The 26391-nt window shown below is 71.8% G+C and carries 19 protein-coding genes and 1 pseudogene; 11 read left to right on the plus strand and 9 right to left on the minus strand.

From position 1 onward, the window contains the following. The 6 genes and pseudogenes from ACG2DA_RS02625 to ACG2DA_RS02650 all read right to left on the minus strand — a co-directional run. A pseudogene (locus ACG2DA_RS02625) lies at positions 1-1149 on the minus strand (hypothetical protein); the annotation flags it as partial. 128 nt (positions 1150-1277) lie between these two features. Continuing rightward, positions 1278-1844: a thioredoxin family protein gene (locus ACG2DA_RS02630; RefSeq protein ID WP_395253910.1), complete on the minus strand. Its 567-nt coding sequence runs from the start codon at positions 1842-1844 to the stop codon at positions 1278-1280. Between the two features lie 131 nt (positions 1845-1975). Next, the gene (locus ACG2DA_RS02635) at positions 1976-3946 is read right to left on the minus strand and encodes a DUF4340 domain-containing protein (RefSeq protein ID WP_395253911.1); all 1971 of its coding nucleotides are present in this window, start codon (positions 3944-3946) and stop codon (positions 1976-1978) included. 74 nt (positions 3947-4020) lie between these two features. Further along, positions 4021-6762 (minus strand): Gldg family protein, encoded by a 2742-nt coding sequence (locus ACG2DA_RS02640; protein ID WP_395253912.1) that lies wholly within the window; start codon positions 6760-6762, stop codon positions 4021-4023. Between the two features lie 109 nt (positions 6763-6871). Further along, entirely contained in the window at positions 6872-7588 is a 717-nt protein-coding gene (locus ACG2DA_RS02645; RefSeq protein WP_395253957.1) for an ABC transporter ATP-binding protein, read from the minus strand. Positions 7589-7839: 251 nt separating this feature from the next. Beyond that, positions 7840-10842 carry a hypothetical protein gene (locus ACG2DA_RS02650; protein ID WP_395253913.1) on the minus strand — a complete coding sequence of 1001 codons (3003 nt, stop codon included), beginning with the start codon at positions 10840-10842 and terminating at the stop codon, positions 7840-7842. Between the two features lie 309 nt (positions 10843-11151). Between ACG2DA_RS02650 and topA the strand changes: the two genes are divergently transcribed. Continuing rightward, the gene (gene topA / locus ACG2DA_RS02655) at positions 11152-13848 is read left to right on the plus strand and encodes a type I DNA topoisomerase (protein WP_395253914.1); all 2697 of its coding nucleotides are present in this window, start codon (positions 11152-11154) and stop codon (positions 13846-13848) included. A gap of 216 nt (positions 13849-14064) precedes the next feature. Here the strand turns inward: topA and ACG2DA_RS02660 are convergent, their stop codons facing one another. After that, a complete protein-coding gene (locus tag ACG2DA_RS02660; RefSeq protein WP_395253915.1) occupies positions 14065-17319 on the minus strand; it encodes a hypothetical protein in 3255 nt (1084 codons plus the stop codon). Between the two features lie 317 nt (positions 17320-17636). Between ACG2DA_RS02660 and ACG2DA_RS02665 the strand changes: the two genes are divergently transcribed. The 3 genes from ACG2DA_RS02665 to ACG2DA_RS02675 all read left to right on the plus strand — a co-directional run bounded on the left by ACG2DA_RS02665 (position 17637) and on the right by ACG2DA_RS02675 (position 19465). Then, complete coding sequence (locus ACG2DA_RS02665) at positions 17637-17903, plus strand: transcriptional regulator (RefSeq protein WP_395253958.1); 267 nt, start codon at positions 17637-17639, stop codon at positions 17901-17903. 49 nt (positions 17904-17952) lie between these two features. Further along, positions 17953-18693: a ubiquinone/menaquinone biosynthesis methyltransferase gene (locus ACG2DA_RS02670; protein ID WP_395253916.1), complete on the plus strand. Its 741-nt coding sequence runs from the start codon at positions 17953-17955 to the stop codon at positions 18691-18693. 133 nt (positions 18694-18826) lie between these two features. Continuing rightward, positions 18827-19465, plus strand: coding sequence for a UbiX family flavin prenyltransferase (locus ACG2DA_RS02675; RefSeq protein WP_395253917.1), 639 nt, complete (start codon positions 18827-18829; stop codon positions 19463-19465). 61 nt (positions 19466-19526) lie between these two features. Here ACG2DA_RS02675 and ACG2DA_RS02680 read toward each other — a convergent pair whose 3' ends face one another. Then, positions 19527-20480: a hypothetical protein gene (locus tag ACG2DA_RS02680; RefSeq protein WP_395253918.1), complete on the minus strand. Its 954-nt coding sequence runs from the start codon at positions 20478-20480 to the stop codon at positions 19527-19529. 160 nt (positions 20481-20640) lie between these two features. On the opposite strand from ACG2DA_RS02680, the gene ispF reads away from it, so the two are divergent. The 3 genes from ispF to ruvA all read left to right on the plus strand — a co-directional run bounded on the left by ispF (position 20641) and on the right by ruvA (position 22395). Continuing rightward, positions 20641-21156: a 2-C-methyl-D-erythritol 2,4-cyclodiphosphate synthase gene (ispF, locus tag ACG2DA_RS02685; protein WP_395253919.1), complete on the plus strand. Its 516-nt coding sequence runs from the start codon at positions 20641-20643 to the stop codon at positions 21154-21156. Further along, the gene (locus ACG2DA_RS02690; RefSeq protein ID WP_395253920.1) at positions 21153-21695 is read left to right on the plus strand and encodes a crossover junction endodeoxyribonuclease RuvC; all 543 of its coding nucleotides are present in this window, start codon (positions 21153-21155) and stop codon (positions 21693-21695) included. The genes ispF and ACG2DA_RS02690 overlap by 4 nt, the downstream gene beginning before the upstream one ends. 76 nt (positions 21696-21771) lie before the next feature. Then, positions 21772-22395: a Holliday junction branch migration protein RuvA gene (gene ruvA, locus ACG2DA_RS02695; protein ID WP_395253921.1), complete on the plus strand. Its 624-nt coding sequence runs from the start codon at positions 21772-21774 to the stop codon at positions 22393-22395. Positions 22396-22509: 114 nt separating this feature from the next. On the opposite strand, the gene fbaA is transcribed toward ruvA, so the two are convergent. After that, positions 22510-23541 carry a class II fructose-bisphosphate aldolase gene (gene fbaA / locus ACG2DA_RS02700; protein ID WP_395253922.1) on the minus strand — a complete coding sequence of 344 codons (1032 nt, stop codon included), beginning with the start codon at positions 23539-23541 and terminating at the stop codon, positions 22510-22512. A gap of 247 nt (positions 23542-23788) precedes the next feature. On the opposite strand from fbaA, the gene ACG2DA_RS02705 reads away from it, so the two are divergent. The 4 genes from ACG2DA_RS02705 to xerC all read left to right on the plus strand — a co-directional run bounded on the left by ACG2DA_RS02705 (position 23789) and on the right by xerC (position 26361). Continuing rightward, complete coding sequence (locus ACG2DA_RS02705) at positions 23789-24085, plus strand: hypothetical protein (protein ID WP_395253923.1); 297 nt, start codon at positions 23789-23791, stop codon at positions 24083-24085. A gap of 68 nt (positions 24086-24153) precedes the next feature. Next, a complete protein-coding gene (locus tag ACG2DA_RS02710; RefSeq protein WP_395253924.1) occupies positions 24154-24915 on the plus strand; it encodes a hypothetical protein in 762 nt (253 codons plus the stop codon). Positions 24916-25070: 155 nt separating this feature from the next. After that, the gene (locus tag ACG2DA_RS02715) at positions 25071-25304 is read left to right on the plus strand and encodes a hypothetical protein (protein WP_395253925.1); all 234 of its coding nucleotides are present in this window, start codon (positions 25071-25073) and stop codon (positions 25302-25304) included. A gap of 118 nt (positions 25305-25422) precedes the next feature. Further along, positions 25423-26361 carry a tyrosine recombinase XerC gene (xerC, locus tag ACG2DA_RS02720; protein WP_395253926.1) on the plus strand — a complete coding sequence of 313 codons (939 nt, stop codon included), beginning with the start codon at positions 25423-25425 and terminating at the stop codon, positions 26359-26361. Positions 26362-26391 lie beyond the last annotated feature (30 nt).

Here is a 26391-nt window from a genome sequence, read left to right on the forward strand (position 1 = left end):
GCGACGGCGCGGCCGCTCCTCGTCGTCGTCGGCGTCTTCGTCCCGGGAGCGGGAGGCGCGGGTCGGCGTCTCGTCGCCCTCGTCGTCTCCGAGGCCGGCGGAGAAGTCGTCCTCGTCGTCCGCGTCCAGGGCGGCGGCGAAGTCGTCCGCTTCCTCAGCCCGCGTCGACTCCGATTTCGAGGAGGACCGACCCCGGCCGCGACCGCGGCGCCGCTTGGGGCGGTCTTCGTCTTCGGAGGTCTCGGCTGCGGCCCGACTGCGTCGGGAGGAGCGTTTGGGCTCCTCCGCGTCGTCGCGATCCGTGTTGCGGGAGCGGGACGAGCGTCCGCCAGAGGAGCGGCCGGACTCCGACTTCGCGCCGCGACCGCCGGACCGGCCGGAGCCGCCGCGGTCGGAGGTTTTGCCGGAGGACGCCTTCTCCTCGGAGGAGCCGCCGCCGTCCCAGTCCCAGTCGTCCAGCGCTTCCCAGAACTCGTCTGCCCCGGCGGCGTCCGCGTCGGCGTCGTCGTCGTCCGCATCGTCGTCGTCAACCTCGGCCTCCTCCGCGAGGACGTCGTCTTCATCCTCGTCGTCGTCGCCGAAGCCGAAGAAGTCCGAATCGTCGTCGTCCTCCACCGGCGGCTTGGCCTTCGCGGCGACGGGCTTCTTGGAGCTGGAGCGGCGACCGCGGCGGGGCTTCTCCTCCGCGTCGTCCTCCTCGTGCTTCTTCGCGGCGGCCCGGGAGCGGCGGCGGGGCTTCGCCTTGGGCTCCTCGTCCTCGTCTTTGGCCTTCGCCTTGGCGGGCTGCGACCGACGGCCGCCGGATTTCTTCGGGGCCGGCTTCGGCTCGTCGTCCTCATCGACGAAGAACCCGTCGCCGAGGTCGGCCAGCGGGTCGTCCTCGTCGCTCTCCTCGGCGTCGTCGAGGGCTTCCACCTCGTCGGGGGAGACGTCGCCGGCGTGGTTCACGCGGGCGGCGGTGGGGGCGGCGACCTCGTCGGCCGCGGTCACTTCGCCGCCCTTGCTTTTGCCCTTAGGCGCCGGCGGGTCGAGGAAGTCGTCGTCGTCTTCCTCGGCGGCGGCGGACTTCGTCAAATCGATTCCGAAGAGGTCCCCGGCGAGGTCCTCCCAGCTGTCGTCAGAATCGGGTCCGGTGGCGGGCGCGGGCATCCCCGAACGCTACCGCCGCCGGGCCAAAGCTTCAACCGCGCGGCGGTCTCCGAACCCGCCGGGTCGCCCCGAGGCCGGACGCGCGGCCGGCCGACCCGGCGGCCCGAGCCGGGGCGGCGCCGGGCCGCTCAGTGAGTCTGCGTCTCCGCCGGGGCGGCGGCGACGCGGGCGGCCTTCCGGGCGGCGGCGTGTTTGGCGTTCGCCCGCGACAGCGCCGTCTTGAACTTCGCCGCCGTGTGGTAGCCCTTCGTCCGGCCCAGCAAGTCCGCCTTCGGAGAGAGAATCACCGCCTGCGGGAGCTGATCCACCTGGAGAATTTCGGACACCTTCCGGTGCTCGTCCACGTCCAGCCGGACGGGGATGAAGCCCTCGGCGAGGGCCTTCTTCACGCCGGCGTCCGACAGCGTGTCGTCGTCCTGCTTGTGACAGTAGTGGCACCACTCCGCCCCGAACAGCACGAGCACCGGCTTGCCGGTCCGGCCCGCCTCGGCGAAGGCGGCGGACAGGTCCGTCCGCCAGACCGGCTCGGCAGCCGGGGTTTTTACAATGCGGACGGCCCCGACGGTCGGCGTCGCGGTGGCGATCGAAACGGGAGCGACCGGGGTCGGGGCGACCGGCGTCGCGGCGGTCGGTGGCGGGGCGGCGGGGGGGGCGAAGGCGGTGAGGAGGAGGGCGGCGGGGGCGAAGGGGTGCACGGCGAGACTCCGTTGCTCGGGGGGACGGGAGGCGAGCGTCTGTCCATCGCTTCGACTTCCGCCGCCCGACGCGACCCCTTCAGGAAGGCCCCCATGGCCCGCCGGCCGCGAGTTCTCGGCCGTGCGCCCGTTTAGTCGCCCCCGTTCGCCCCTTCGTCGGCCGGGGGACCCGCGTCGTCGGACTCCTCCGGAGAACCGGCGTTGCCGTTTCCTTCGTCAGCGTTCGCTTCGTCGGTAGGGTCGGGCGTCTCAGGCGTGCCGGTCGGTCGCGGAGCGGTCACGGGCGTGCGGGGGGGCTCCGTTTCGCTCCCTTCGACGGGGGCCGGCGGTTCCGTCGCTGCCGCGGCGTCCTCCGTCATCGCCGCGTCCTCGGTGGCGGCGTCCGCAGCCGGCTGGGGAGCGGGGGCGGGAGCTTCGGCCGGTTCCTCCTGCGGAGCGTCCGTCGGTTCGTTGCCCATGCCGGGGGAGAGGCCGTTGATGAGGTCCTGCAGGTTGCCGGGGGCTTCGATCGGCGAGGTGCCGGCCGGGGCGGCGCCCTCGCCGTCGGCGGGCTCGGGGGCGGGGGCGTCGGTCAGCAGGGCGGCGGGGCGGAGGGAGAGCTCCGCCACGTCGGCGGCGTCCACCACGTAGTACCAGTCGCCGTAGCGGCGGTTCAGTTCCTCGACCCGCTCCGCGGCGTCGGCGAGTTTGCGATCGTACTCCGCCTTCGCCGTGCGGTAGGCGGCGAGGTCCTGCTCGTATTGCGCCTGAGCGTCGTCGGTCTCGCCGTCTTCGGACGCTTCCTCGTCCGCGCCCGACTCCGCGCCGTCCGACTCCGCGGCCGGGGCTTGCGGTTCGACGGGCGGCTCGCCGAGGGCGGCGGCGTCGAGGCGGGCGGTGACGAACAGGTAGCGGCCGCGGGATTCCTCCTCGGCGTCGGTCTCGTCGTCGCCTTCCTCGTCGGTCTTGCCGTCCGACTTCGCCTCAAGGGTTTTGTACCCCTCGCCGGCGTCGCCGACGGCGAAGTCGTGGGAGGTGCCGGTGAACAACTCGCCGAAGGCGAGATCGTAGGCGACGCCGTCGGCGGCGACGACGGTCACCTCGCCGGCGGCGCCCATCACCCGCGCCCGCCCGTCGGCGACCTCGACCGGGACGAACCCTTTGTCGAGCAGGCTGTCGCGGATCAGCCGCATGGCGATCGGGTTGGCGGCGACCTCGTCGGAGACCCGCAGGTCCGGCTGCAGACCGGCCGGCTTGGGCCGGACGCCGACGATCCGCAGCCCGGTCACGGTGCGGGCCAGTTCGTTCGCGGCGGCCTGATCGATCTGTTGACCGGCGGGGACCGGCGTGTCCGGGGCGGGGGCCCACTCGCCGGCGGCGCCGTCCCGCACCGCCGTCAGCGGGTCGCGGAGCGAAATCGTCCCGGCCGCGGCGTCCAACACCTCCGCGGGCAGCGCGATCCGGCGGACCTCCGAGGCCTGCACGTCCAACACCTGCGGGTCGATCCAGTCGGCGAAGGCGGCGGACAGCCCCAGGTCCTCCAGCTTGGCGATGTAGGTGCTGTCGTCGCGGGGCTCGCGGACGTAGAAGTAGCCGTCGCGGCCCTCCACGGCGTTGCCGATGATGAGGTCCGCCAGCGTGTTGCCGTCGTCGCCGGTCAGTTCGATCCGCAGGCCGCGGCCCTCCAATCGGTCGACGTCCTCGCTGGCCGGGTCGACCACGCCGAGGTCCGCCCAGTCCGACTCCCGCCGGCTCTGCAGGGCGGTCCGTTCGACCGAACCCAATGCCGTGGCGACCTCCGCGAGCTTCTCCGCCGCCTCCGCCGGATAGCCGTAGGGGGAGAGGCCGTACAGGCCCGTCTCCTCGTTGCGGGTGACGCGGAACTCCTGGATCGCGCCGGTGTCGGGATCGAACGCCGTGATCGTGAACCGGCCGATCTTCGAGAGGTTGCCGGCGGCGTCCGGATCGTCGGCGTCCGGCGCGAAGGCGGTGAAGAACGGCGTGCCGACCTGCTCGAACCCGGCGGTCTCCGGCGTGGGGCCGGGCCAGGAAAGGAACGCGGCGACGGCGACGCTGACGGCCGCGACGGCGGCGAAGGCGGCGGTGCGGGCGGTTTCGGTCATTTCTTGTAGGGTCCGCTGTGCGGACCGTTCACTCGGGGTTCCGATCGGGTTGCAGACGGTCCGCACGGCGGACCCTACACGACCCGCTCCGGGTCGAGGTCGCGGCGCTCCTTGAGCAACCGGACCAGCAGGACGAACAGGCCCAGCGCCACCGCGGGGATCGGCGGCAGGGCGACGGCGTAGGCGCGGAAGCGGCCCTCGGCGGCGGCGACGCGGCGCTCCTTCTCGTCCTCCGCCCGCTTCACCGCCTGCCGGAGCGCCTGGTTCTGCCGCTCCTCCTCGAGAGCCAGCCGGCGCTGCTCCTCGCGCTCGGCGGCGGCCAGCAGTTGGGCCTTCGCCTGCGGGGAGAGGTCGTCCCGGGCCTCCAGCGCCTCCCGTTCCGCCTCGAACCGGTTCCGGGCGGCGGCGACGGCCTCGTCCAAGGTTTTCTGGGCGGCCTCGGTCTTCTCCCGCTGTTCCTCCAGGAACCGGGCGGTCGCGGCCTCCACGGCGGTCAGCGTGCGACGGTCCGCCCGGCGCCGCCGCAGCGGCAGGAAGGCCTCCTCCCCGGCCAGCACGTCCACCGCGTTCAGGACGAAGGCGATGTTGTCGAACGCCAGACCCTGCTCCAACGCGTTCGGGTCGTCCCGCAGGGCGAAGAACAGGTCGGAGATCATGTCGAGGTCGCCCACGAATACTGCGTTCACCCCCTTGTCGTCGCCCTGCGCCGGTCGCTGCACGCGGGCGGCGAGCACGCTCGGCTGGGGGGTGGGGTCGCCCTGCGGGTCACGGTTCGGGATGAACACCTGCCCGCCGGCGAACGGGTCGAAGCTGGCCCGGGCGAAGTCGTCCCACTCGATCACCCCGCCGCCGGGGCCGGTCTTCAGCAGGGGGGTGAAGCCCTCCTCGGCGCCGTCCGCCGGGGAGACGGAGCCGGCGTAGAACAGCAGCACCTGGTCCAGTCCCGCGGTGATCGGGCTGTCCGGGTTCAGCTCCTCGACGCTGGGGGTGTCCTCCCGGTCGCGGACGAACAGGTACTCGTCCGTCACCCGGTCGCCGAACTCCGGATAGGGGTTGTACGGGTCGTAGACGATCACGTCGTACGGCCACCGCAGGCCGAGGGCGTCCAGCACGCGGGTCAGGCGGCCCTCGTCCGCCTTGGGGACGGGCGGTTGCTGGTTGAACATCGCCGCCATCCCCCCGGGCCGCGGCTTCGGCAGGCGGGGGGCGTTGGAGATCGTGCCGGTCGGGTTCAGCGTGAGCGGGTACGGGTCGTCGAAGATGAGGACGGGCCTGCCGCTTTCCACGTAGTTCAGAAAGTTCGTCGCCTGTTGCTCCTCCAGGCTGGAGGGAGCGACGGCCAGCAGCACGTCGTACTTTTCGGCGTCGATGGGGCCGTCCGGGCTGACCGGCTCCACGTCGTATTGCAGTTCGAGCTCCCGGACGATCTGCCAGTCGCCCTGGCCGCCGATCAGGTTCGCGTCGGTCCGCAGCACGCCGATCGTCAGCCGCTCCTCGCCGGAGACGGTGCGGACGGACCGGGTCAGTTCGTACTCCGGCAGGGCCCCGGGGCCGACGAACGGCACGACGACCTCATCGCCGGGGCCGGTCACGACCAGCCCGAGGTACACGCTGTCCGTGACCGCCCGGCCGTCGCGGACGGTGACGACCTCCCGCGGTTCGATGCCGAAGGCCCGGGCGTCCTCGGCGGCGTCGGAGAACGGTTCGGTCTCCACAATGCGGACCGTCACCGCGTCGCCGCCGCGACGGTCGAACTCCCGCAGCAAACCGACGAGTTGCTTACGGATCGCCGCATAGGCCCGCGGGACCTGCGGCGAGACGAACGCCTGCACGGTGACGGGCCGGTCGGCGCTGACTTCGTCCAGCACCGTCTTGGTGATCGGGGCGAGGGTGTAGACGTTCTCCGCCGTCAGGTCCGCCCGGGCGGTGGTGCGGCCGGCGAGGACGTTCAACGAGATCAGCAACAGGGCGAGGCTGACCGTCCGGACGGCGTACTGCCAGCCCATCCCGGCCCGTCGCCCGGCCCACAGCCGGCGGCGGATCACCACGTGATTGGCGTACAGGCAGAACGCGGCGAGGCTGAGGAAATACACCACCCCGCCCAGCGGTACGAGGCCCAGAGTGAAGTCGCGAAACTGCTCCGGCACGCTGAGACTGCGGAAGAACCCGCTCGGCAGGTTCAATCCGAAGGCGGCGCTCGGCAGGTCGCCCACGAATACCGGGATCGCGCAGGCCGCCACCCCCAGCACGAACGCCACCGCCGGACTGCCCGTCAGCGAACTGCACAGCAGGCCGACCGAGCACAGCGCCGCCCCCACCAGCCAGTAGCCGAGATACGTCGTGAAGATCGGCCCCGGGTCCGGCGAGCCGATCGCCCACAGGACCAGCAGGTTCGTCAGGCTGAACAACAGGGCCACGGTGTAGACGGCCAACGTCGCCAGGTACTTGCCCAGCAGCACGTCGACCTCCTTGGCCGGCAGGGTGAACAGCAACTCGTCCGTGCCGAGCTTCCGCTCGTCCGCCCAGGCCGTCATCGTGATGGCTGGCACCAAAAACAGCAGCAACACCGGGAACCCGGCGCTGAGTTGGTCCAGCGTGGCGAGGTTCGCCGCGAAGAAGGTCGTGTTGAAGGCCATCAGGCTCGCCGCGACCGTGAAGGCCACGATGAACAGATAACCCAGCACCCCGCTGAAGTACCCGGCGAAGGTCCGCCAGAACACCGCCCGCAGCGCCGGGCTGACGACCAGCCGATAAATCACGAACCCCACGGCGGCGAGGACCGCGGGGAGCAGGATCAGGGTGAGGAACGTGCTCATAACCGGATAAGCGAATTCACGTCGTTGATACGTCGGGTTGAAGGTTGAAGGAGGCAGGTTGAAGGGCCGCGCTCACGGCGGCTTCCACTCACCTTTGCCCTGAAACCTTCTACTTTTTGGCGGCCGTGAGTTCCCGGAACTTCGCCTCCATCTCCTCCTCGCTGCCGGCCAGCTCGCCCGCGGGGCCGTCGAAGACGAGGCGGCCGGCGGCGATCAGCAGCACGCGGTCGCAGACGGCCCGCACCTCGCGGAGGATGTGGGTGGAGATCAGCAGGGTCTTGCCCTCCTCCCGCAGCCGGCCGATCAGGTCCCGCACGCCGGCCACCTGGTTCGGGTCGAGCCCGCCGGTCGGTTCGTCGAGGATCAGCACGCCGGGGTCGTGGAGCAGCGCCTGGGCCATGCCGACCCGCTGGCGGTAGCCGCGGGACAGCTTGGCGATCGGCTTGCCCCACACCGGGCCCAGGCTGCACGCCTCCCGCACGTACTCCGCCCGGGCCTTCAGCCGTTCGGCCGACAGCCCGCGGGCCTTGCCGACGTAGCGGAGGAACCCGTCGGGGCTCATCTCCTGGTACAGCGGCCCGTTCTCCGGCAGGTAGCCGAGCGTGCGGGCGGCGGGGATGCGGTCCTCCGCCACGTCGTAACCGCCCACCCGGGCCGTGCCGGCGCTGGGGGCGAGGAACCCGGTCAGCATCCGCATCGTCGTGCTCTTGCCGGCTCCGTTGGGGCCGAGGAAGGCGCAGACCTGCCCCTTGGGCACGGCGAAGGAAACGTCCCGCACGGCGGCGAACGGACCGTAGAACTTCGACAGGCCGTTCGCCTCGATCATCGCCGTCGGGTCGGCGGCGCCGTCGGCGGCGGAGCCGGTCCCGGGGGACGCGGCGGCGGCGATCTCGGCGGGGGCGGGGGACGCTGCGGCGGTCGTCATGCGGTGCGGTACGAACTCTCGCGACGGGACGTTGGGAAGGGGGGGCGTCACGGGGAGGACTTGCCCGAGGCGTCCGCGGGAGGACCCGCACGGCGGGCGCCGGTCACGACGGCCGGCCCTCGCTGACGCTTCGGGTTGGTGTGGAACGGGGTTTACCCGTCCCGGTCCATCGCCCCGATCGCCCCGCGGTCGACGCCGTACTTCTCGAACAAGCCGTTGATGAACGCCTCCAGGGCGACGCGGCGCTCCTCGATCCCGGCCTGCCGGTAGAGGCGGGGTTCCGCGGCGGCTTCCTCCAGGAAGTTCTCGTACAGCGTCGAAAGCTCTTCGTCGGACGGCTGCCGGCTTTTCAGCTCCACGGTGAGGGAGCGGTCCGGCCGGAAGCCGGGCACGCCGGCCGCCTCGCCGGGGGCGAGGTCGTCGAACGCCGCGTCGAGGAACTCCTCGGAAACGAGGCCGTTCTCGAACGTCGGCACCGGATTGCGGGCCGGGCTGGGGCCGGACAGGAACGCTTCCAGACCCGTCGGGCGGTTGACCCGCAGCCGGCGGAACGGACCGGTCTCCTGGATCTCCAGCGGGGCGCCGCCCTCCGCGCCGGTGACGGTTTGGCCTTCGACGACCTGCTGGAGCGTCACGCCCTCGGCGGAGGCCTGCTCGGCCAGTTCGTCGGCCCGGGCGGCGGCGGCCTCGGCGGCCTTCTGCCGTTTGAAGGCGGCGACGACGGCCTCCCGCACGCCCTCGTCCGTCAATTCCTGCTCCGCGGGGAGCCGCTGGTCGGCCTTCCAGATGGCGTACAGGGCGGAGCCGTCCGGCGTCTCGCCGACCCGCACGTCGTTGAACAGCGGGGTCTGGAAGTTGCCCAGCAGCGGGGCGATCGCCAGTTGCGGCTGACCGGTCCGGGCACTGCCGGGGATCTCCGCGGTGGCGACCGGGTAATCCCCGTCGATCAGTTCGTTCAGACCCAGGAACGGCAAGCGGTTGTAGGTCAGGCCGTTCTCCTCGGCGTAGGTCGCCATCCGCTCGGCGATCGTCTCGCGGGCGGCGGTGCGGAGTTCTTCGGCTTCCTCCTCGGTCACGTCGCTCGCCGGGTCGTCCGGGCTGGGCACCTCGGACCAGACCTCCTCGCCCAGCAGGAACATGAAGTCCCGGGCGGCGTCGATCCGGCGGGTCATTTCCTCGGAGACGGCGTCACGCTTGAGCCGCTCCCGAATCTCCTCGGTGCGTTCGGCGTTCAACGGGAGGAACTCCTCCGGCTTCTCGCGGGTCGGCGCCGGTGGGGCGTCGGCGCCTTCGGCCGGCTCCTCCGCCGAGTCCTCGGCGGGGGCGTCGGCGGGCTGTTCCGTCATCGCCGGTTCGGCGGGCGGCTCCTCGGTCGCTTCTTCCTCCTCGGCCGGCGGCTGCTCGGCCGGCGGCTGCTCGGCGGCGGGCTGTTCCGTCATCGCCGGTTCGTCGCCTTCGGCTTCGGCTTCCAGTTCCGCCGCGGCGGTCTCCGTCTCTTCCTCCTCGGCCGGGGGCTGTTCGCCGTTCTCCTCCTGGGTCTCTTCTTCCTGAGGCTCGGCCGGCAGCGAGGCGAAGCCGCGGGCCTCGAACGCCCGCATACGAGCGGTCGAGTCGCCGTCCTCTTCCTCCGACCCCGCCTCTTCGCCGGACTCCGGCTCTTCGGAGGAGGGCTCTTCGGGCTGCGGTTCTTCGGAGGACGGCTGCGGCTGGGGTTCGCCTTCCTCGGCGGCCGGTTCGGTCATCGCCGGCTCGTCGCTCTCGCCGGTCGCGGCGGGTTCCGGGGATTCCTCGCCGTCGTCGTCGCCCGCCGGATCCGCGGGGGCCGGCTCCTCGGTCGGAGCGGTCATCGCGGGCTCCTCGGAGGGTTCCTCCGCCGGCTCCTCAGCGGTCGGTTCCTCGGCGGGGGCGGGCTGCGGCTCGTCGGTCGGCTGCGGCTGCGGGTCCTCCGCGGGCATCGCCGGGGCGTCGGCGGGGGCGTCCGGGGAGAGGGTCGGCAGGCCGGGGCCCGCGCCGCCTTCGAGCAGCGAATCGATCTCGCTTTGGTTCTCCATCTGCCGCTGTTCGGAGAGCCATTCCGTGTAGGCAGGGTTACGGAACTCCGACTTGTTCGCCTCGTAGTACGCCCGCACCTCTTCATCAGTCGGGGCGTCGACGGACTCCTCGACGGCGTCGCGGTCGACCGTCAGGTAGCCCAGCGAGATCTGGGCCGGCCGCAGAAAGCCGAGTCCCGTGGCGGGGTCCGGCTGCTGGCCGCGGTAGTCTTCGAACAGCTGCGAAACTTCCGCCTCGCTCGGCTCGGCGACCTGCGGGACGAACTCCTCGACCGGCAGCGAGACGTAGGCGACGTCCGCGGTCTGGTTCAGTTTGCGGTACAGCTCCCAGGCGTCGGTGGGCAGGGAGGTCGGGTTGGGGGCCAGCAGTTCGAACATCCGCCGGTGCCGCAGTTCGGCCCGAATGGCGTCGAACAGGTCGGTTTCGCCCACGCCCATGCGGGTGCGGAGTTCGCGGATCTCCTCCCGGGTGGGGGAGACGCCGTAGTGGGAGTTGATCAGGGCGTTGACGTAGTCGTCGGAGATCTCCAGCCCGGCCTCGTCCGCTTCCTGTTCAAGCAGGTAGGCGAAAACCAGGCCGAACTCCTCGGGGGCGTTCGGGTCGAACTGGCTGAGGATGTTGGGGATCTGCTGCAACCCGAACGGGCCGGGCCGCACGCCGACGTAGTTGAAGTTCGGCGGGGGCGTGCCGCGGAGGGCTTCGTTGTCCGGTTCGCGTTCCTCCAGCTTGTCCTTCAGGCCGACGAAGAATTGGTTGGCGATCTGGTTCCGCCGCTGGAGTTCGTAGAGGTCGTTGCGGGTGAGATCGCCCTCGGCGGTGCGGACGGCGACGTCGCCGCCGAAGAAGTTGCCGGACAGACCCACGAACAGGCCGCCGGCGACGGCGCCGGCGGCGGCCCACATCACGGCAGCGCGGCCGGTGGTGTTGGAGATCAGCCAGGCGGCGACGCCGCCCAGCAGCACGCCCAGCACGATGGGGAACAGGCCGTTGTCCCCGCCGCCGCTGGTCAGCGGGTCCAGCAGGACGAAGGCGAAGATGGACAGGCCGAACAGGGCCACGACGAGCCACTGGTTGCGGCGGAAGATCTCGAACGGGGAGGCCATATGAGCCTTTGGGGCAGTCCGTGCGGCGGCGCCGGCGCGGCGCCGGCCCGCCCCGGAACCTCCGGGGGGCGACGCCGGGGCGAACCCGGGGGTGGTCGGCGGTACTCTTGGGGTTCGACGCCAATCTGCTTGACAGTCGATTCGGGCCGGCCTAACGATGCCGCCCCGTCGAACCGCCCGGCGGGGGTCGGTCCGAAGCGGCGCATGATAAGGACGCCCGATTCGACCCGACAAGGCAGCCGGCGAACGCCGGCCCTGTCGCCCCGCCCGCCGCCGCCGCTCCGCCCCCCCTCCTCACGGACGAACCCCTTGGCCGGCCACACCCTCGTCATCGTCGAGTCCCCGGCGAAGGCCAAGAAAATCCAGAGCTTTCTCGGCTCCGGCTATCAGGTCCTGGCCAGCTTCGGCCACGTCCGCGATCTGCCCGGCAAAGCCGCCGAGGTGCCCAAGGCGGTCAAGGGCGAGCCGTGGGCGAACCTCGGCGTGAATACGGAAAAAGACTTCGAACCGCTCTACATCGTCTCCGCCGACAAGAAAAAGCGGGTCACGGAGCTCAAGGAGGCGATGAAGGGGGCCAAGGAACTGCTCATCGCGACGGACGAAGACCGCGAGGGCGAATCGATCGGCTGGCACCTCATCCAGCTGCTCAAGCCGAAGGTCCCGGTGAAGCGGATGGTGTTCAGCGAGATCACCAAGGACGCCATCCAGAAGGCCGTCGGCCAGACGCGGGCCTTGGACACGGACCTCGTCGAGGCCCAGGAGACCCGCCGGATTCTCGACCGGCTCTACGGCTACACGCTCTCCCCGCTGCTCTGGAAGAAGATCAGCAGCGGCCTCTCCGCCGGCCGCGTGCAGAGCGTCGCGGTGCGGATGCTCACTGAGCGGGAGATGGAGCGGCTCGCCTTCCGCAGCTCCGAGTACTGGGACCTCGCCGCCCGGCTGAGCAAGGCGGGGGACGAGATTTCGATCGAATCGACCCTCACCGAAGCCGCCGGCAAGAGCGTCGCCAGCGGGCGGGACTTCGACGAATCGACCGGCCGCCTCAAGCCGACCGCGGACGTCACCCACCTGGACGAAACCGAGGCGACCCGCATCGCCGACGTGCTGAAACGGGGGGCGAGCTGGTCCGTCAAGAGCGTCGAGGAACGCCAGAGCACCCGGAAGCCCTACCCGCCGTTTACCACCAGCACCCTCCAGCAGGAGGCGAACCGCAAGCTGGGGATGACCGCCCGCCGCACGATGCAGACCGCCCAGCGGCTGTACGAGGACGGGCACATCACTTACATGCGGACCGACAGCGTGAACCTCTCCGGCGAGGCGACCACCGCCGCCCGGGACACCGTCAAGAAGCGCTACGGCGACAAGTTCCTCAGCCCCTCGCCCCGCAAGTTCAAGGGGAAGAGCAAGGGCGCCCAGGAGGCCCACGAGGCGATTCGCCCCGCCGGCACCAAGATGAAGACGGCCAAGGAGCTGGGCCTCGCCGGCGCCGAGGGCAAGCTGTACGACCTCATCTGGAAGCGGACCGTCGCCTGCCAGATGGCCGAGGCCCGGTTCACCTTCCAAACGGTCCTCATCGACGCCGCCCCGACCGGCGGGGACAAAGCGACCCCGCTGACCTTCCGGGCGACCGGCAAGCGGATCGACTTCCCCGGCTTCCTGCGGGCTTACGTGGAAGGCTCCGACGACCCGGCAGAGGCGCTGGACGATCAGGATTCGCTCTTGCCCGCATTGATGGAGGGCGACGTTCTTGCGCTTATCGGAACGGAGGGGCCGAACCCCGAGGCCGTCAAGCACGAGACCAAGCCGCCCGCCCGCTACACCGAGGCGAGCTTGGTCAAACGCCTCGAAGCCGAGGGCATCGGCAGGCCGAGCACCTACGCGAGCATCCTCAGCACGATTCAGGATCGCGGCTACGCGGAGAAACAGGGCAACCAGCTCGTCCCGACCTTCACCGCGCTGGCGGTCAATCGCCTGCTGGAGCGGAACTTCCCCAATCTGGTGGACTACCAGTTCACCGCCCAGATGGAGAACCAGCTCGACGAGATCGCCGACGGCAAGGGCCAGCGGCTGCCCTACCTGGAGCGGTTCTACAAGGGCGAGGAGGGCCTCGACCGGCAGGTGAAGAGCAAGGAGGAGAGCATCGACCCCCGGGACGCCTGCACCCTGCGGCTGGACAACGTCACGCCGGACGTGCGGGTCGGCCGCTACGGACCCTACTTCGAGGCGGAACTGGACGGCCAGAAGTTCACCGCGAGCCTGCCGGCGGACGTCGCCCCGGCGGACCTCAACGACGAACTGGCCGAAAAGTTGATCGAGGAGAAGCGCCGCGGCCCGCAGTCGTTGGGCGTGCACCCCGAGGAGGGGCTGGAGATGTACGTCAAAAGCGGGCCGTACGGCCCCTACGTGCAGCTCGGCGAGGCGACCGACGAACGGCCCAAGCCGAAGCGCTCCAGCATTCCCAAGTTCCTCGACCCGGAGAAGATCACCGCGGAGGAGGCCGCCGCCCTGCTGGCGCTGCCCCGCCGGCTGGGCCACCACAGCGAGGACGGTCTCGTGGTGAAGGTGGGCGTCGGCCCGTACGGCCCGTACGTGCTCCACAACAAAAAGTACGGCAACTTTGACAAGAAGACCCACACCTTCGAGCACGAGGGAAAGTCGTACAACGTCTTCAACGTGACCCTGCCGGTCGCGGAGGCGATGCTCAAGCAGTCCAAGAAGCGGGCCGCCCCCGACCCGCTGAAGGACCTCGGCGAGCACCCCAAGGACGGCAAGCCGGTGCAGATCTTCGAGGGGAAATACGGCCCCTACGTGAAGCACGGCAAAATCAACGCCACGCTGCCCAAGGACGCCGACCCCAAGAACGTCTCCATGGACGAGGCCGTCCGCCTGATCGCCGAGAAGGAAGCCAAGGGCGGGGGCAAACGCGGCGGCCGCAAAAAGGCCGCCAAGAAAACGACCGCCAAAAAGAAGGCCGCCCCCAAGCGGAAGAAAGCCGCCGCAAAATAACGGAGGAACGATCGGGGTTCGGGCGGCTGCTTCGTTCCCCCCTCTCCCTTGAGGGAGAGGGGCCAGGGGTGAGGGGGACGAACCTTCACCCGCGTTCTTCGTCGGTAGTGCGGTCCCCGCCGACAGGCCGCTGCGCGGACCCCCTCACCCCCAACCCCTCTCCCCCAAGGGGGAGAGGGGAGTACGACATCGGATCTCGATCGCTCCGGCGGGCGTTCAGAACCGCCGCAGGGCCCCGCCGAGGCGGTCGAGCAGGCGGGGCATCGGGGCGGGGACCGGCTCCGGGGTTTCCTCGACCGGGGCGGAGTAAGACAGGTTCGCCGCCTCCACCGTCACCCGGCGGAAGCGGGCCACGCCCACGCCGTGCAGGCCGAAGGTCACGGTGATCGGCCGGGTGCCGTCCGGGTTCGCCCGCGGCGTGCGGTCCGGGGCGGGGGGGAGCGGGCGGATCAGCACGAAGGGGACCCAGCCGTCGTTCGCCTCGGCGTCGAAGGCCGGCTCGGCGCCGGTCCAGCGGAGGCCGCCCAACTCCTCGGCCCAGCTGTCGTGGACGGTCACGCCCTCGCCGTTGCCGAGCACCGGGCCGCTGACCTTCACCTCGCCGCGGATCACCGCGGCGGCCCCGGGCGGGATGTTCACCGGGGCCGTCTCCACCACGACCAGCCCGCGGTCGAGCAGCGTGGGGCGGTCGTAGCCGGTCTTCGGCTGGGCGCTCAGCCGCAGCTCCCCCTCGTCCAGCACCGCGGCCGCGGCGACCGAGGGCGGCGCCCCGTAGTACACCCGGCCGTCGAACCGCTCCGCCGGCGTCTCGGGCGCGTCGTTCTCCTCCGTGGAGGGCAGGGGTTCGGCGTCGGCGGTCCGGTCCCGCCGCGGCGTCGGCAGCAGGGCGACCGGGCGACCGCGGCCGGCGACGTTCAGGCGCTGCATCAGCGCCAGATGGTCCGGCAGGGTGGAGAACGCGATCAGGTGCGGGCTGGCGTTGGGAATGCCTTCGAGGCGGCTTTCTTCGACCAACTGGTCCCAGTGGATCCGCTGCACGGACCGGGCGAACCGGCGGGCCAGCTCCGCGGCGGCGAAGGCCCGGTCCCAGTCGTGCTGCTTGAGCATCCGCTCCGCGTCGTGCAGCTTCGATTCGGCGCTGCGGAGCAGGGCGTCGACCTCCCGCGGGTCGAACCGCGGGCGCCGCAGGCGGTTGTCGGTCTCCCGGGTCCGTTCGATCTTGAGGCGGGCCAGGTGCACCGCCGCGGTCGCCGCCCCGGGCGCCAACTTGGCGACGCGACGCCGCAGGTGGTTCACGCCCTGATGGTTGGGCGTGACCAGCACGATCGCCCCGTCGCCGAAGTTCGGAACCGTGACCCGCATCCCGCCGGTCACCTGCTCGTGGGGCAGGGAGGTGACGGAGGTGGGGGTGATCCGCCAGGCGGCGGCGGTCGGCAGGGCGCCGGGGACGGTGAAGTGCGCGGAGGTGAACGGCGCCGGGCCGGGGACGAACTGGTCGTCCTTGCCGTGCCAGACGGCGACGACCAGCCGGTCGGCCCCGTCGCTGAGCAGGGCGCCGGTCGCCTGCCCGGCGGGGCGGGCGTCGGTGGCGCCGGTCCCTCCGCCGAGGTCCGCGGTGCGGCTCAGCACGGCGGACGGACCGAAGCCGCCGCCGAAGCCGTCCGAGCCGCCGGCGCCCACCCCGCGGGTGTTCTGATCGCCGATCGACGATCCGGCCAACAGGTTGGTTTGGGCGCCGAAGCCGCCCCGCGGACGGTTGGCCTCCCGTGGGTCGCCCGTGGTCGCGGGCAGAATCCGCAGCGGGGCGACGTTCGTCGCCGAGGCGAGAACCGGTTCGACTGCCGCCAGTTGCAGGTTCGTCAGCGTGAGGGCCAGCCGCCGCTCGGTCCGGGCCGGCGTGGAATCGTCCAGCGGTTCGGTGATCCAGTAGCCCAGCCCCTTCACGCCGCCGGCGACCGCCCCCAGCGCCTGCCGGGCGATCAATTCCGGCTCCAGCACGGCCGGCTCCAGCCCCGCCGCCTCGCGCATCGCGGCGGTGCGGCCGTGGGGGGCGGTTTGAATCCAAGTGAACAGCGGCTCGCCCGGCCGGGCCTTGCGGTCGGCGACCTCGCGCAGCAGGGCGGTGTGCTCCCACAGCGGCAACGCCGTGCCCAGCACCATCCGGCTGACCCCGAGCAGGTCCGCGATCCGGGAGTAGGCCCGCTCCGAGCCCGTCACCCCGATGAGCGTCGGCCGATCGCGGGCGGTGTCCGCGGCCCGGACGGCGTCCACCCACGCCTCCGTCGCCGCCACCCACGCCGGCTCCCCGGGGATCCGGGGACCGAGGTTCCACAGCCAGATCGGGTCGGTGCCCGGGCCGAACGGTGCCAGCCCGGCGTCGACCGGCTGGTTCAGGTCGGCCGGCCCGGCCCCCGCCTCGCCCGGGCTGGGGGGCTGAGCGGCGGCGCCCAGCCCCGCCGCGGCGATGGAATCCAGCAGGTCCCGGTCGCGCCAGTCCCGCACCTGAATGAGGTTGAACCCGGAGATCGCCAGCAGCTCCGGATCGACGCCGTGGGCGAAGGTCAGCCGCGGGAAGAACGGTTCGTCGTCCAGCGCGACCCGGCCGCCGCTGACGACCAGCCGCCGCTTCGGGTCCGGCGGGGTGACGTAGGCCTCGGCCGTCGGGTCGAGGTTCAGCGCCTCCACGCCGACCAGCGGGCCGACCCGCAGGTCGTCCACCCGCACCCCGGCCGGTCCGCCGGTGCCGCCGTCGGTCCACAGCAGCACGCCGGCCCGGTCGACGACGGCGCCGGTGAGGTCCGCGGCGGCGTCGCCCGTGGACGGGTCCGGCCCCAGGGACAGCCGCACCCGGCGGCGGGCGTCGTTCAGCGCCGACTCCGTGGTCGCGGCGGTCAGCGTCCGCCACTCGAACGTCGCGGCGGGGGCCGGTCGGCCCGCGATCCAGGCCGTCGCCGGCAGGCCGGTGTTCGGATCGATCGCGTTCGGGAACGAAACCCGCACCGCCGCGGCGCACCGCAGCGTGGTGAAGACGGCGACGGACGCCGTCAGCTCGTCGATCGCCGCCGAGGGCGGCAGCGCCCGGTCGAACCGCAGTACCATGTCCGGGCGGGTCTTGACCCAGACCGCCTGGGCGCAGCCGGGCTCCGCGGCGCCGAATTCCGCGTTGAACGCCACCTTCGCCGGGGTGAGGTCACCGGGGGCGGTCGCCCGCCATTCGACCGCACAGGCCTCCCCGCAGGGATCGGTGAAGAACCGCGGCCGGGCGGCGTCGGCGGCCGCGTCGAGGTCGGGGATCGCGTCGTCGGCGGCCTCCGGGGCGGCGGGCTCCGTCTCCTCGGGGATCCGCAGCTCGACCGGTTCCTGGGCGAATCCCGCGGCGGGCGGGCCGAGCGTCCCCAGCGCCGCGAGCGCGACGAGCAGCGCGCCGGGGAGGACCGGCCGGGGGCGGCGGCGGAGATCGCGGCGACGCATGCGCAACCGGGGGCGGGGAACGGCGATCGGGATAACGCTGCGAACCGCGGGCGCCGGCGGTCCGCCGCGAAGCTAGGTCCGATCGGCCTCCGGGGGGAAGACCGCTCGCCGGCCGCCGTTCGCGCCCGAAGGTCCGCGTCGGCGGGGGCTCGACGGCGCCGTCGCGGGGGCGGGGCGCCGCACCGCAGAACTGCCCCGTTGACAGGCCCACCGTCGGCGGGCGAGCATCGGCATAGCTCACGAACGCGGCCGACGACGGACCGGAGGTCGCCGCGGAGCTTATTTCCTCCAAAAAATTTTTCCGGTCCGTTCCCGTGATCAGTTCCCGCAACCGGCTGCCCCGCCACGACGACGAGTTGCCGAACGAACTGGTCGAACTCGCCAAGCAGATCGCGGCCCTGCCGCCGGAGTACCAGCCGGCCCTCGAAAAGCCGTTCGGGCAGGTCGTGGAGAGCGTGAAGCGCCGCCGCCGCATCCTCGGCGTCGTGCAGGAGGCGTTGTCCCAGCTCCGGCTCGACATCAAATACCTGATGTTCGACCTCGACATGACCAAGCGGGAACGGGACGAACTGCTGGCGGATTAGCTCGGGCCGCGGGTGAACCTGCCGCCGGGATCGCGGATGATCCCGCGTCATGACTGCGACCCTCGCCCCGCCCGCCGACGACACGCCCGCGGCGAGCCCCCCGGTCGACAAATCGACCGAGCGCGTGCGTCGCATGTTCGGGGCGATCGCCGGGCGTTACGACCTGATGAACCGCCTGATGACCGGCGGGTTGGACGTGCTGTGGCGCCGGCGGATCAGCCGGGCGGACCTCGGGGCCGGGCCGGCCCTGGACTGCTGCACGGGCACCGGCGACCTCGCCTTCTCCCTGAAGACGCGGCGGCCGGACCTGCGGGTCGTCGGGGCGGACTTCACCCACCAAATGCTGACCGAGGCGACCCGCAAGGACCGCCGCGGCGAGATCGCCTGGGTGGAGGGCGACGGCGAGGCTCTGCCGTTCGCCGACGGGGCGTTCACCGCGGTCTCGGTCGGCTTCGGGCTGCGGAACGTCGCCGACACCCGCCGCGGCCTCGCTGAGTTCCACCGCGTGCTCGCCCCCGGCGGCGTGCTGCTGATTCTCGAAACCTCCCGGCCGACGAACCCGCTGCTCTCGCCGCTGTTCAAGCTCTACTTCCTCGGCGTCGTTCCCCGACTGGGCCGCTGGGCCGCGGGGAACCCGGAGAGCGCCTACGACTACCTGCCCGCGAGCGCCGCCGTCTTCCCGGACGGCGAGGAGCTGTGCGATCTGTTCCGCGAAGCCGGCTTCACGGAGTGCACGTACAAGCCCCTCGGCTTCGGGGCCGCGACCTTTTACACGGCGAGGAAGCCGTGAGCGAAATCCGCCGTGAGCCCGGTGCGCATGCTCCGGCGGCGCCTCGTCCGCGGCCAATTGTTGACGACGCTCGGCTGCGCCGACGGCCGGAGCTTGCGCTCCGGGCTCACCCGGCTCTGTTGGACGCGATGCGATGAAGGCTGAACCCCCGCTGGTGGTCGGCGTGACCGGGGCGAGCGGCGCCGCGTACGCCGTCCGGCTGCTCCAGGTTCTGCTCGCCGCGGGGCGGGACGTGCACGCCGTGTTCAGCCCCGCGGCGGTGCAGGTGTTTCGGGACGAACTGGGCGCCGAACTGGCCCCGGCTTCGTTGGACCTCGAAACGCTGTTCGCCGTGCGGTTCCCCTGGTCGGAACGCCCCGCCGAGGCCGTGCCCGCGGGGGTCGGCGCGCTGACGGTGCACCGGCACGTCGACTGGTCCGCGGGGCCGGCGAGCGGGTCGTTTCGCACCGGCGGGATGGTGATCTGCCCCTGCTCGATGGGCACGCTGGCGAGCGTCGCCGGGGGGCTCTGCTCCAACCTGATCCATCGGGCCGCCGCGGTGCACCTGAAGGAGCGCCGCCCGCTGATCGTCGTGCCGCGGGAGACGCCGCTGTCGGCGATTCACCTCGGCACCATGCAGACGGTCGCCGCCGCCGGGGCCGTGCTGCTGCCGGCGATGCCCGGCTTCTATCACGGGGTGAGCGGGGTGGACGACCTGATCGACTTCGTCGTCGGCCGGATCGTCGATCAACTCAGCGTGGACCGCGATCTGGTGACGCGCTGGGGAACGTAGGGTCCGCTGTGCGGACTGTTTTTCAGGAGCGAAACGTTCACGACGGTCCGCACAGCGGACCCTACCGCCCCTCGCTGCGGCCTTCGATCTGGCGGATGTCGGCGAGGCGGACGACCAGCACGCGGTCGGTGGCGTGGCCGTTCTTCTCCGCGGCGAGCAGGGCCGCGGCGAGGCAGTCCGGGGCGGCGTCCTCCCGCAGGCCGAGGATCACGCTGTCGCCGACCGTCAGCGTCACCTCGAACGAGCGGTCCGGCCAGGCCCGCACCCGCTGGCCGTGGACGGTCTCCAGCCCCGCGGGCCCGGGCGCCGCCCGCATCGCCCGGGGGCCGTGGTGAATTTCGGGGGTCAGGTCGAAGGTGACCCACCCCTTCTGCGGCGTGCGGCAGCCGATACGGACCTGCCCGGTGGCGGAGTCGAACGATTCGGTGCGGCTGGGTTTGCCCTTCGCCGCCGGGGTGACGACCAGCAGTTCGCCTTCGTTCGGAGCGGTGGGGAGCGTGGTTTCGCCGCCGACGCGGAGCGTGACCCGATTCAGCTTCACCTCCTCGTCCTGACCGCCGGCGCCCAGTCGGGTCGTGCGGCTGTTGGGCAGGGGGGAACCGATTACCTCCCGCCGTTCGATCAGGGCCCGCACCGCCTCCGGCGGGTCGGCGCTGGCCACGCCGACGCGGAAGCCGGCGTTCCGCAGCCGTTCGGCCCGGTCGGCGTCCACGGCGCCGATCTCGCCCACCGAGTCCCACAGCGCCCGCCCCAGCAGCGGGTCGTCGGCCGGTCGTTCGACCAGCACGACTTCCAGCAGGATCTGGTCGATGACCGGCCGGAGCGCCGTCATCCGGGGGTCGTCGACGGGGCTCTCGTCGTACCCGCCGGGGGTCATCGCCTCGACGGACTGATCGAAGATCGCGCAGCCGGCCGTCAGGCCGCAGCCGAGCAGGACCCCGCAGACCGCGACCCACCCCGCCGCGACCCCCGGCGCACAACGAGCAGGACGGCGGCGGGACGGGGGGCGACGCATGCGGCGGCGACGCTAGGTTCGGACGTCGCCGGCGGTCAACGGACCTTTCGGGCGCCGGGGGCCCGCCGGGCGGCGGCCGATCTTGCCGGTTCTGCGGGCGGGGACTACTGTCCGCGACGCCCCGCCGGTTTGCGCGGTGATCGCACCGAAGACTGTACTCATGTCGCCTTCATCGCCCCTGCCGTTCCGCGTCGGGGCGGGCCACGACACCCACCGCGTGGTCCGGGACAGCGACATCGCCAAGCCGCTGCTGCTCGGCGGGGTGGAGGTGCCCGCGGGGTTCCACCTCGTCGGCCACAGCGACGCCGACGTGCTGGCCCACGCGGTGACCGACGCGATCCTCGGCGCCTGCGGTGCGGGGGACATCGGGGAACTGTTCCCCAACGACGCCCCCGAGAACGCCGGCCGCGACAGCGCCGACTTCCTCCGCGAAGCCGTCCAGCAGGCCGCCGACCGCGGTTGGCGGGTGGGGAACCTCGACTGCACCGTGCATGCGGAGCGGCCGAAGCTCAGCCCCTTCAAACTGACCATCGCCGCCCGCCTGGCGGATCTGCTGGGCGTGGAGCCGGACGTGGTGAACGTGAAGGCGAAGAGCGGCGAGGCCGTCGGCCCCGTCGGCCGCGGCGAGGCGATGACGGCCGACGCCGTCGTGCTGCTGGTCCGGGAGGAACGGTGAACAAGGCCGCCGTCCTGCCGCTGCCCGCCGGCGCCGAGCAAACCGCCGGCCCGGCCCGCTGTCTGGGGCTGGACCCCGGGCTGAACCGCACCGGCTACGCCGTCCTGGAGCACACCCCCCGCGGTCCGCGGCTGGTGGAGGGCGGGGTGTTGAGGTCGAACGTCGACGACCCGCTGGCCGTCCGCGTCGCGGAGATCGGCGGCGGGGTGCGGGAGCTCATCCGCGAGTTCGCCCCCCGGCTGATCGCCGTCGAGCAGGTGTTCGCCCACGGCCGGAACTACTCCAGCAGTCTGAAGCTCGCCCACTGCCGCGGCGCCATCCTGCTGGCCGCCGGCGAGGAGGGGGTGCCGGTAGAGGCGCTGGCTCCGACGGCTATCAAGGCCCGCGCCTGCGGCAACGGCCGGGCGAACAAGGCCCAGATGCAACGGTCCGTTAGCACGGAGTTGGGCCTGAAGGACGTGCTGGAACCGAACGACGTCGCCGACGCCGCCGCCGCCGCGCTCTGCGTGTTCGGCCGCCTGCGGGCCGTCGCGGCGTAGGGTCCGCTGTGCGGACCGTTCTCAACGACTTCGATTCTCCCAGCGCGGTCCGCAGAGCGGACCCTACGATCTCCGCATGATCACGAAAATCACCGGCCGCCTGACGGAGTTGTCCGAAACGGCGGCGTACCTCGAATGCGGCCCCTTCGAGCACGAGGTCTACGTGCCGGACTTCGTTCGCCGACAACTCGGCCCGAAGCGGGGGGAAGAGGTCACGCTGCGGACGATCGAGTTCATCGAGGGCAACCCGCAGAAGGGCCGGCTGACGCCGCGGCTGATCGGGTTCCTCACCCCGGTCGAGCGGGAGTTCTTCGAGCTGGTCTGCAGCGTCGACGGGGTCGGCGTGAAGAAGGCCCTGCGGGCGATGGTCCGCCCGGTGCGGGACGTCGCCGCGGCGATCGAAGAGTCGGACGTCAAGGAGATCACCACGCTCCCCGGCATCGGCGCCGCGATGGCGGAGCGGATCGTGGCGAAGCTCCGTCGCAAGATGACCCGCTTCGCCCTCATGCCCGAACGCGACCTGCCCGACGGCGAATCGCGCAAGACCGACGTGGAGCGGGAAACGGTCGAAGCCCTCGTCGCCCTCGGTCACTCCCAGGCGGAGGCCCGCAAAAAGGTCGAAGCCGCCCGCGAGGCCGGGGCGAAGGGCAAGACGGTGGAGACCCTGCTGACGGAGATCTACCGGCTGGGCCGCGGGTAGGGTCCGCTCCCGCGGACCGTGGGGAGTGACGTCCGCGTAAAGAAAACGCCCCGCCCCGTGGAGGGCGAGGCGTCGGGCTTCGGAACCGTAGAAGAACGGTCCGCGGAGCGGACCCTACTTCTTGAAGATCGTCTTGCCGGTGCTGTGCAGGTGCTCGCAGGCCTCGGTGAGGCGGGCTGCGACGCCCTGCTCGGCCTTCTTGAGGTAGCTGCGGGGGTCGTAGACCTTCTTGTTGCCGACTTCGCCGTCCACCTTCAGGACGCCGTCGTAGTTCTCGAACATGTGCCCGGCGACGGGGCGGGTGAAGGCGTACTGGGTGTCGGTGTCGATGTTCATCTTCACGACGCCGTAGGCCAGCGTTTCCTCCAGCTCTTCCTTGGCCGTGCCGCTGCCGCCGTGGAAGACGAGGTCGAACTCGGCCTTCTCGCCGAACTTCTTCATAACCGCGGCCTGACCCTCCTTGAGGATCTCCGGCTTCAGCTTGACGCTGCCCGGCTTGTAGTGGCCGTGCACGTTGCCGAAGGTCGCGGCGAACATGTACCGGCCCAGCCCGTCGAGGGCCTCGTAGACGGCCAGCATGTCCTCGGGGGTGGTGTAGAGCTTGTCGGCCGGGGTGTCGTGGGAGCCGGCGGCGCCGTCCTCCTCGCCGCCGACCACGCCGGCTTCGACCTCGAGGATGATCTCCTGCTCGGCGCAGAGCTTCATCAGCTCCTTGGACAGCGCCATGTTCTCCTCCAGCGGCAGGTTGCTGGCGTCGAGCATGTGGCTCTGGAACAGGTTGCCCTTGCCCTCGGCCCGGCGATCGGCGGTGGCCTGGATCAGCGGCTTGAGGAAGCTGTCGACGGCGTCCGGCGGGCAGTGGTCGGTGTGCAGGGCGACGAAGATGTCGTACCGCTCCGCGAGCCGGTGGCAGGCCTCGGCCAGCACGATGGCGCCGAGGACGTTGTCGCCCACGTTCAGCCCGCTGGCGAATTTCCCGCCGCCGGTGGAGACCTGGATGATGCCGTCGCTCTTGGCGTCGGCGAAGCCCTTCAACGCGGCGTTGAGCGTGACCAGGCTGGTGATGTTGACCGCCGGGTACGCGTAGTCGCCCGCCTGGGCGGCGTCGAGCATTTCGGCGTATTGGGCGGGCGTGGCGACGGGCATTGGGAACCGGGGTTGGGGAGAAATCGATGTGGAAACGGGCGCTCGGCGCGCCGGAAGACTACCGGCCGACGCCTCGGCGGTCCACGGCCGCGAACCTTCGCGCCCGCCGGGGACCGACTGGGAGGGCGGGGTGCAGTCCTGCCGGTTGCGGGACCGATGACGAACGAACCGCCCGTGCGGCCCCCGGGAGCGTCCGCTCCCGGCCCGACCGGAGTCCGGCCCGCCGTCCGTTCCGCGATGACGTTGAATGCCGCCCACCCTCCGCCTGTTCGCCGGTCCCGATCCGTACGATCGGGCGGAGCCGCCCTCGCCCTCGGTGACGGTCACCTTGCGCGAGTTGCTCGGCGCCTGCGGGGTCTCCACGGCGGACCGGCCGGACACGCAGATGTGGCTCAGCGACTTCGCGGACGAAAAGCTGCTGGTCAGCCCCGACTTCGCCGACCTGCTGCACGCCGCCCGCACGATGGAGGGCGACTCGGCGGCTCCCGACCTGGCGGGCCCCGACGTCGGCCCCGCGTCCGCCGGGGCGCGGCGGGCCGCCTGAGCGCCGTCGCGGCGACGCTGCTGGCCGCGGCCCTCGTTCTGCCGGGCTGCCTGATCGTGCAGACGTCGGTGGTCAACCCGGCCCCGAACCTGCCGGTGGTCGCGGTCGCCCCGTTCCTGAATCTCTCCGCCGAACGCTCCGCCGACGGCCGCCGATTCGCCCTCGCCTACGCCACGGAACTCCAGCAGGTGCCGGGGTTCGAGGTGATTCCCGTCGGGGTGGTCGAGGTGGCGATGACCACCAGCGGGCTCGACCCGTCGAACCCGACGGAGGCGATCGCCCTGGCGAAACTGGTGGGGGCGGATTCCATCGTGCTGGGGGCGGTCACCGATTACTCCCCGTACTACCCGCCGCGGGTGGGGCTGAAGACGGCCTGGTACGCCCGGGAGCCGGCGATCTTCCTGCCCGGCCCCGCCACCGACCCCGGCGCCCGCCGGGCCATCGACGACGCGCTGGAGAGCGAAACGCCGACCTGGAAGCGGGCCGTCCGCAGCGGCGCCGACCTGTTTCGCGCCCAGAGCCCGGCGCCGCTCGCCGTCACGGCGCCGGATCCCGCCGCGGCGGCCGTTGCCGGGGACGGCCTGCCGGAACCGCTGCCGTACATGAGCTACGTCCGCCTGTACGACGGGGCGGACGAGGACGTCGCCGCCGCCCTCCGCGACCGCCGGGCGCTCTCCGGCGACCTCCGCAGCGGCGGCTGGGAAGCCCAGATCAACCGAAGCGAGGACTTCATCCGGTTCTGTTGCCGGCGCAGCATCCGCGAGATGCTCGAACTCCACGGCGGCCTCGCGGAGCGGGAGTACACCTTCCGCGGCCTGGACCCCCACTGACGCTCGGTCCCCTCACTGACGCCCGGGCCCCGGGGTTGAGCGGCGAACGGCCCGCCCCCCCAACCGGACCCGGCGGCGTTCGGCTCCGCCGGGCGGGGCGCCGCGACCGATGCCTCCCCCGGATCGCCCTCGGACCGGGTCACGGAGGATCGCGGATGCTGACTCGCCGGCCCCAGCCGTCGCCCGTTGCCCCCCCGGCCGCCGCTCCGCCGTCGTCCGGCGTGCGGGTCGTCGCCCTGACGCGGGGTGAGGAACGCTTCGTCTACCTGTTCCGGGCGGACCGCGTCGCCGACTGCCTCGCCCGCCTCGCGGCCCACGCGGCGGACCCGTCGCTTTCCCTCACCGCCGCCGACGTGGCGCTGTTGGCGGAACGCATTCGGGAGGGGTGAGCCGGTCCCCCCTGAGCCCGAGGCGCAAGCGGGGGGGCGAAGCTCGGCTCACGGTTCGACGGCCGATCTCTCCGCCACGTCACCCCCCTCGCTTGCGCTTCGGGCTCACGAGAGAACCATGCACGAGTCGATCGACCTGTTCCTCCGGCACCTGCGGGTCGAGAAGCAAAGTTCCGAGCACACGGTGAAGGGCTACAGCGAGGACTTCGACAGCCTGCTGGAGTTCCTCGAGGAAGCCTGCACCACGCTGCCGGCCCGCTCGGCGGCCCACCCGCGGGACCTCACCGTGGCCGTGCTGCGGGAGTACCTCGCCTACCTGCACGCCTGCGGTTACGCCAAGAGCACCGTCGCCCGCCGGCTGGCCTGCCTGCGGAGCTTCTTCCGGTTCCTTCAACGGCGGGGGGAGGTGAGCAGCAATCCCGCCAAGGCTCTCCGCACCCCCCGCACCGGCCGCAAGCTGCCGCACTTTCTCTCCGTCGAGCAGGCGGCGATCCTGCTCGAAACGCCCGACCCGGAGACGAAATCCGGCAAGCGGGACCGGGCGATGCTGGAAACGCTGTACTCCGCCGGCCTCCGCGTCGCGGAACTGGCCGGGCTGAACGTGGAGGACTGGGACCGCGACGCCGACGTGCTGCGGGTGCGAGGGAAGGGCAAGAAGGAGCGGATCAGCCCGATTGGCGAACACGCCGCGCGGGCCCTGGAGGCGTGGCTGGCCGTCCGCAGGCCGGCGGAGAAGGCCACGGCGGAGGACCGGGCCGCGATGTTCCTCAACCGATTCGGCGGCCGCCTGACGACCCGCAGCGTCGCCCGGATGCTCGACAAGCACATCCAGACCGCCGGCCTGGACGGCAAAACCAGCCCGCACACGTTGCGTCACAGCTTCGCCACGCACCTGCTGGACGGCGGGGCGGACCTGCGCAGCGTTCAGGAACTCCTCGGGCACGCCAACCTGACCACCACGCAGATCTACACGCACGTCTCCACCGCCCGCCTCAAGGAGACCTACGACGCCGCCCACCCGCACGCCCGCGGTCACGCCGACCGCCGCGTCCCGTAGGGTCCGCTGTGCGGACCGACCTGAACCCCC

The organism is Alienimonas sp. DA493 (assembly GCF_043951915.1).
Classification (GTDB): Bacteria; Planctomycetota; Planctomycetia; order Planctomycetales; family Planctomycetaceae; genus Alienimonas.

What these genes read in the sequence shown, in the direction of transcription:
- ACG2DA_RS02635 (WP_395253911.1), bottom strand. Translation starts at nt 3,946, where the DNA reads ATGACCGAAACCGCCCGCACCGCCGCCTTCGCCGCCGTCGCGGCCGTC.
- ACG2DA_RS02640 (WP_395253912.1), bottom strand. Translation starts at nt 6,762, where the DNA reads ATGAGCACGTTCCTCACCCTGATCCTGCTCCCCGCGGTCCTCGCCGCC.
- ACG2DA_RS02645 (WP_395253957.1), bottom strand. Translation starts at nt 7,588, where the DNA reads ATGATCGAGGCGAACGGCCTGTCGAAGTTCTACGGTCCGTTCGCCGCC.
- ACG2DA_RS02650 (WP_395253913.1), bottom strand. Translation starts at nt 10,842, where the DNA reads ATGGCCTCCCCGTTCGAGATCTTCCGCCGCAACCAGTGGCTCGTCGTG.
- ACG2DA_RS02660 (WP_395253915.1), bottom strand. Translation starts at nt 17,319, where the DNA reads ATGCGTCGCCGCGATCTCCGCCGCCGCCCCCGGCCGGTCCTCCCCGGC.
- ACG2DA_RS02670 (WP_395253916.1), top strand. Translation starts at nt 17,953, where the DNA reads ATGACTGCGACCCTCGCCCCGCCCGCCGACGACACGCCCGCGGCGAGC.
- ACG2DA_RS02675 (WP_395253917.1), top strand. Translation starts at nt 18,827, where the DNA reads ATGAAGGCTGAACCCCCGCTGGTGGTCGGCGTGACCGGGGCGAGCGGC.
- ACG2DA_RS02680 (WP_395253918.1), bottom strand. Translation starts at nt 20,480, where the DNA reads ATGCGTCGCCCCCCGTCCCGCCGCCGTCCTGCTCGTTGTGCGCCGGGG.
- ispF (WP_395253919.1), top strand. Translation starts at nt 20,641, where the DNA reads ATGTCGCCTTCATCGCCCCTGCCGTTCCGCGTCGGGGCGGGCCACGAC.
- ruvA (WP_395253921.1), top strand. Translation starts at nt 21,772, where the DNA reads ATGATCACGAAAATCACCGGCCGCCTGACGGAGTTGTCCGAAACGGCG.
- fbaA (WP_395253922.1), bottom strand. Translation starts at nt 23,541, where the DNA reads ATGCCCGTCGCCACGCCCGCCCAATACGCCGAAATGCTCGACGCCGCC.
- ACG2DA_RS02705 (WP_395253923.1), top strand. Translation starts at nt 23,789, where the DNA reads ATGCCGCCCACCCTCCGCCTGTTCGCCGGTCCCGATCCGTACGATCGG.
- ACG2DA_RS02715 (WP_395253925.1), top strand. Translation starts at nt 25,071, where the DNA reads ATGCTGACTCGCCGGCCCCAGCCGTCGCCCGTTGCCCCCCCGGCCGCC.
- xerC (WP_395253926.1), top strand. Translation starts at nt 25,423, where the DNA reads ATGCACGAGTCGATCGACCTGTTCCTCCGGCACCTGCGGGTCGAGAAG.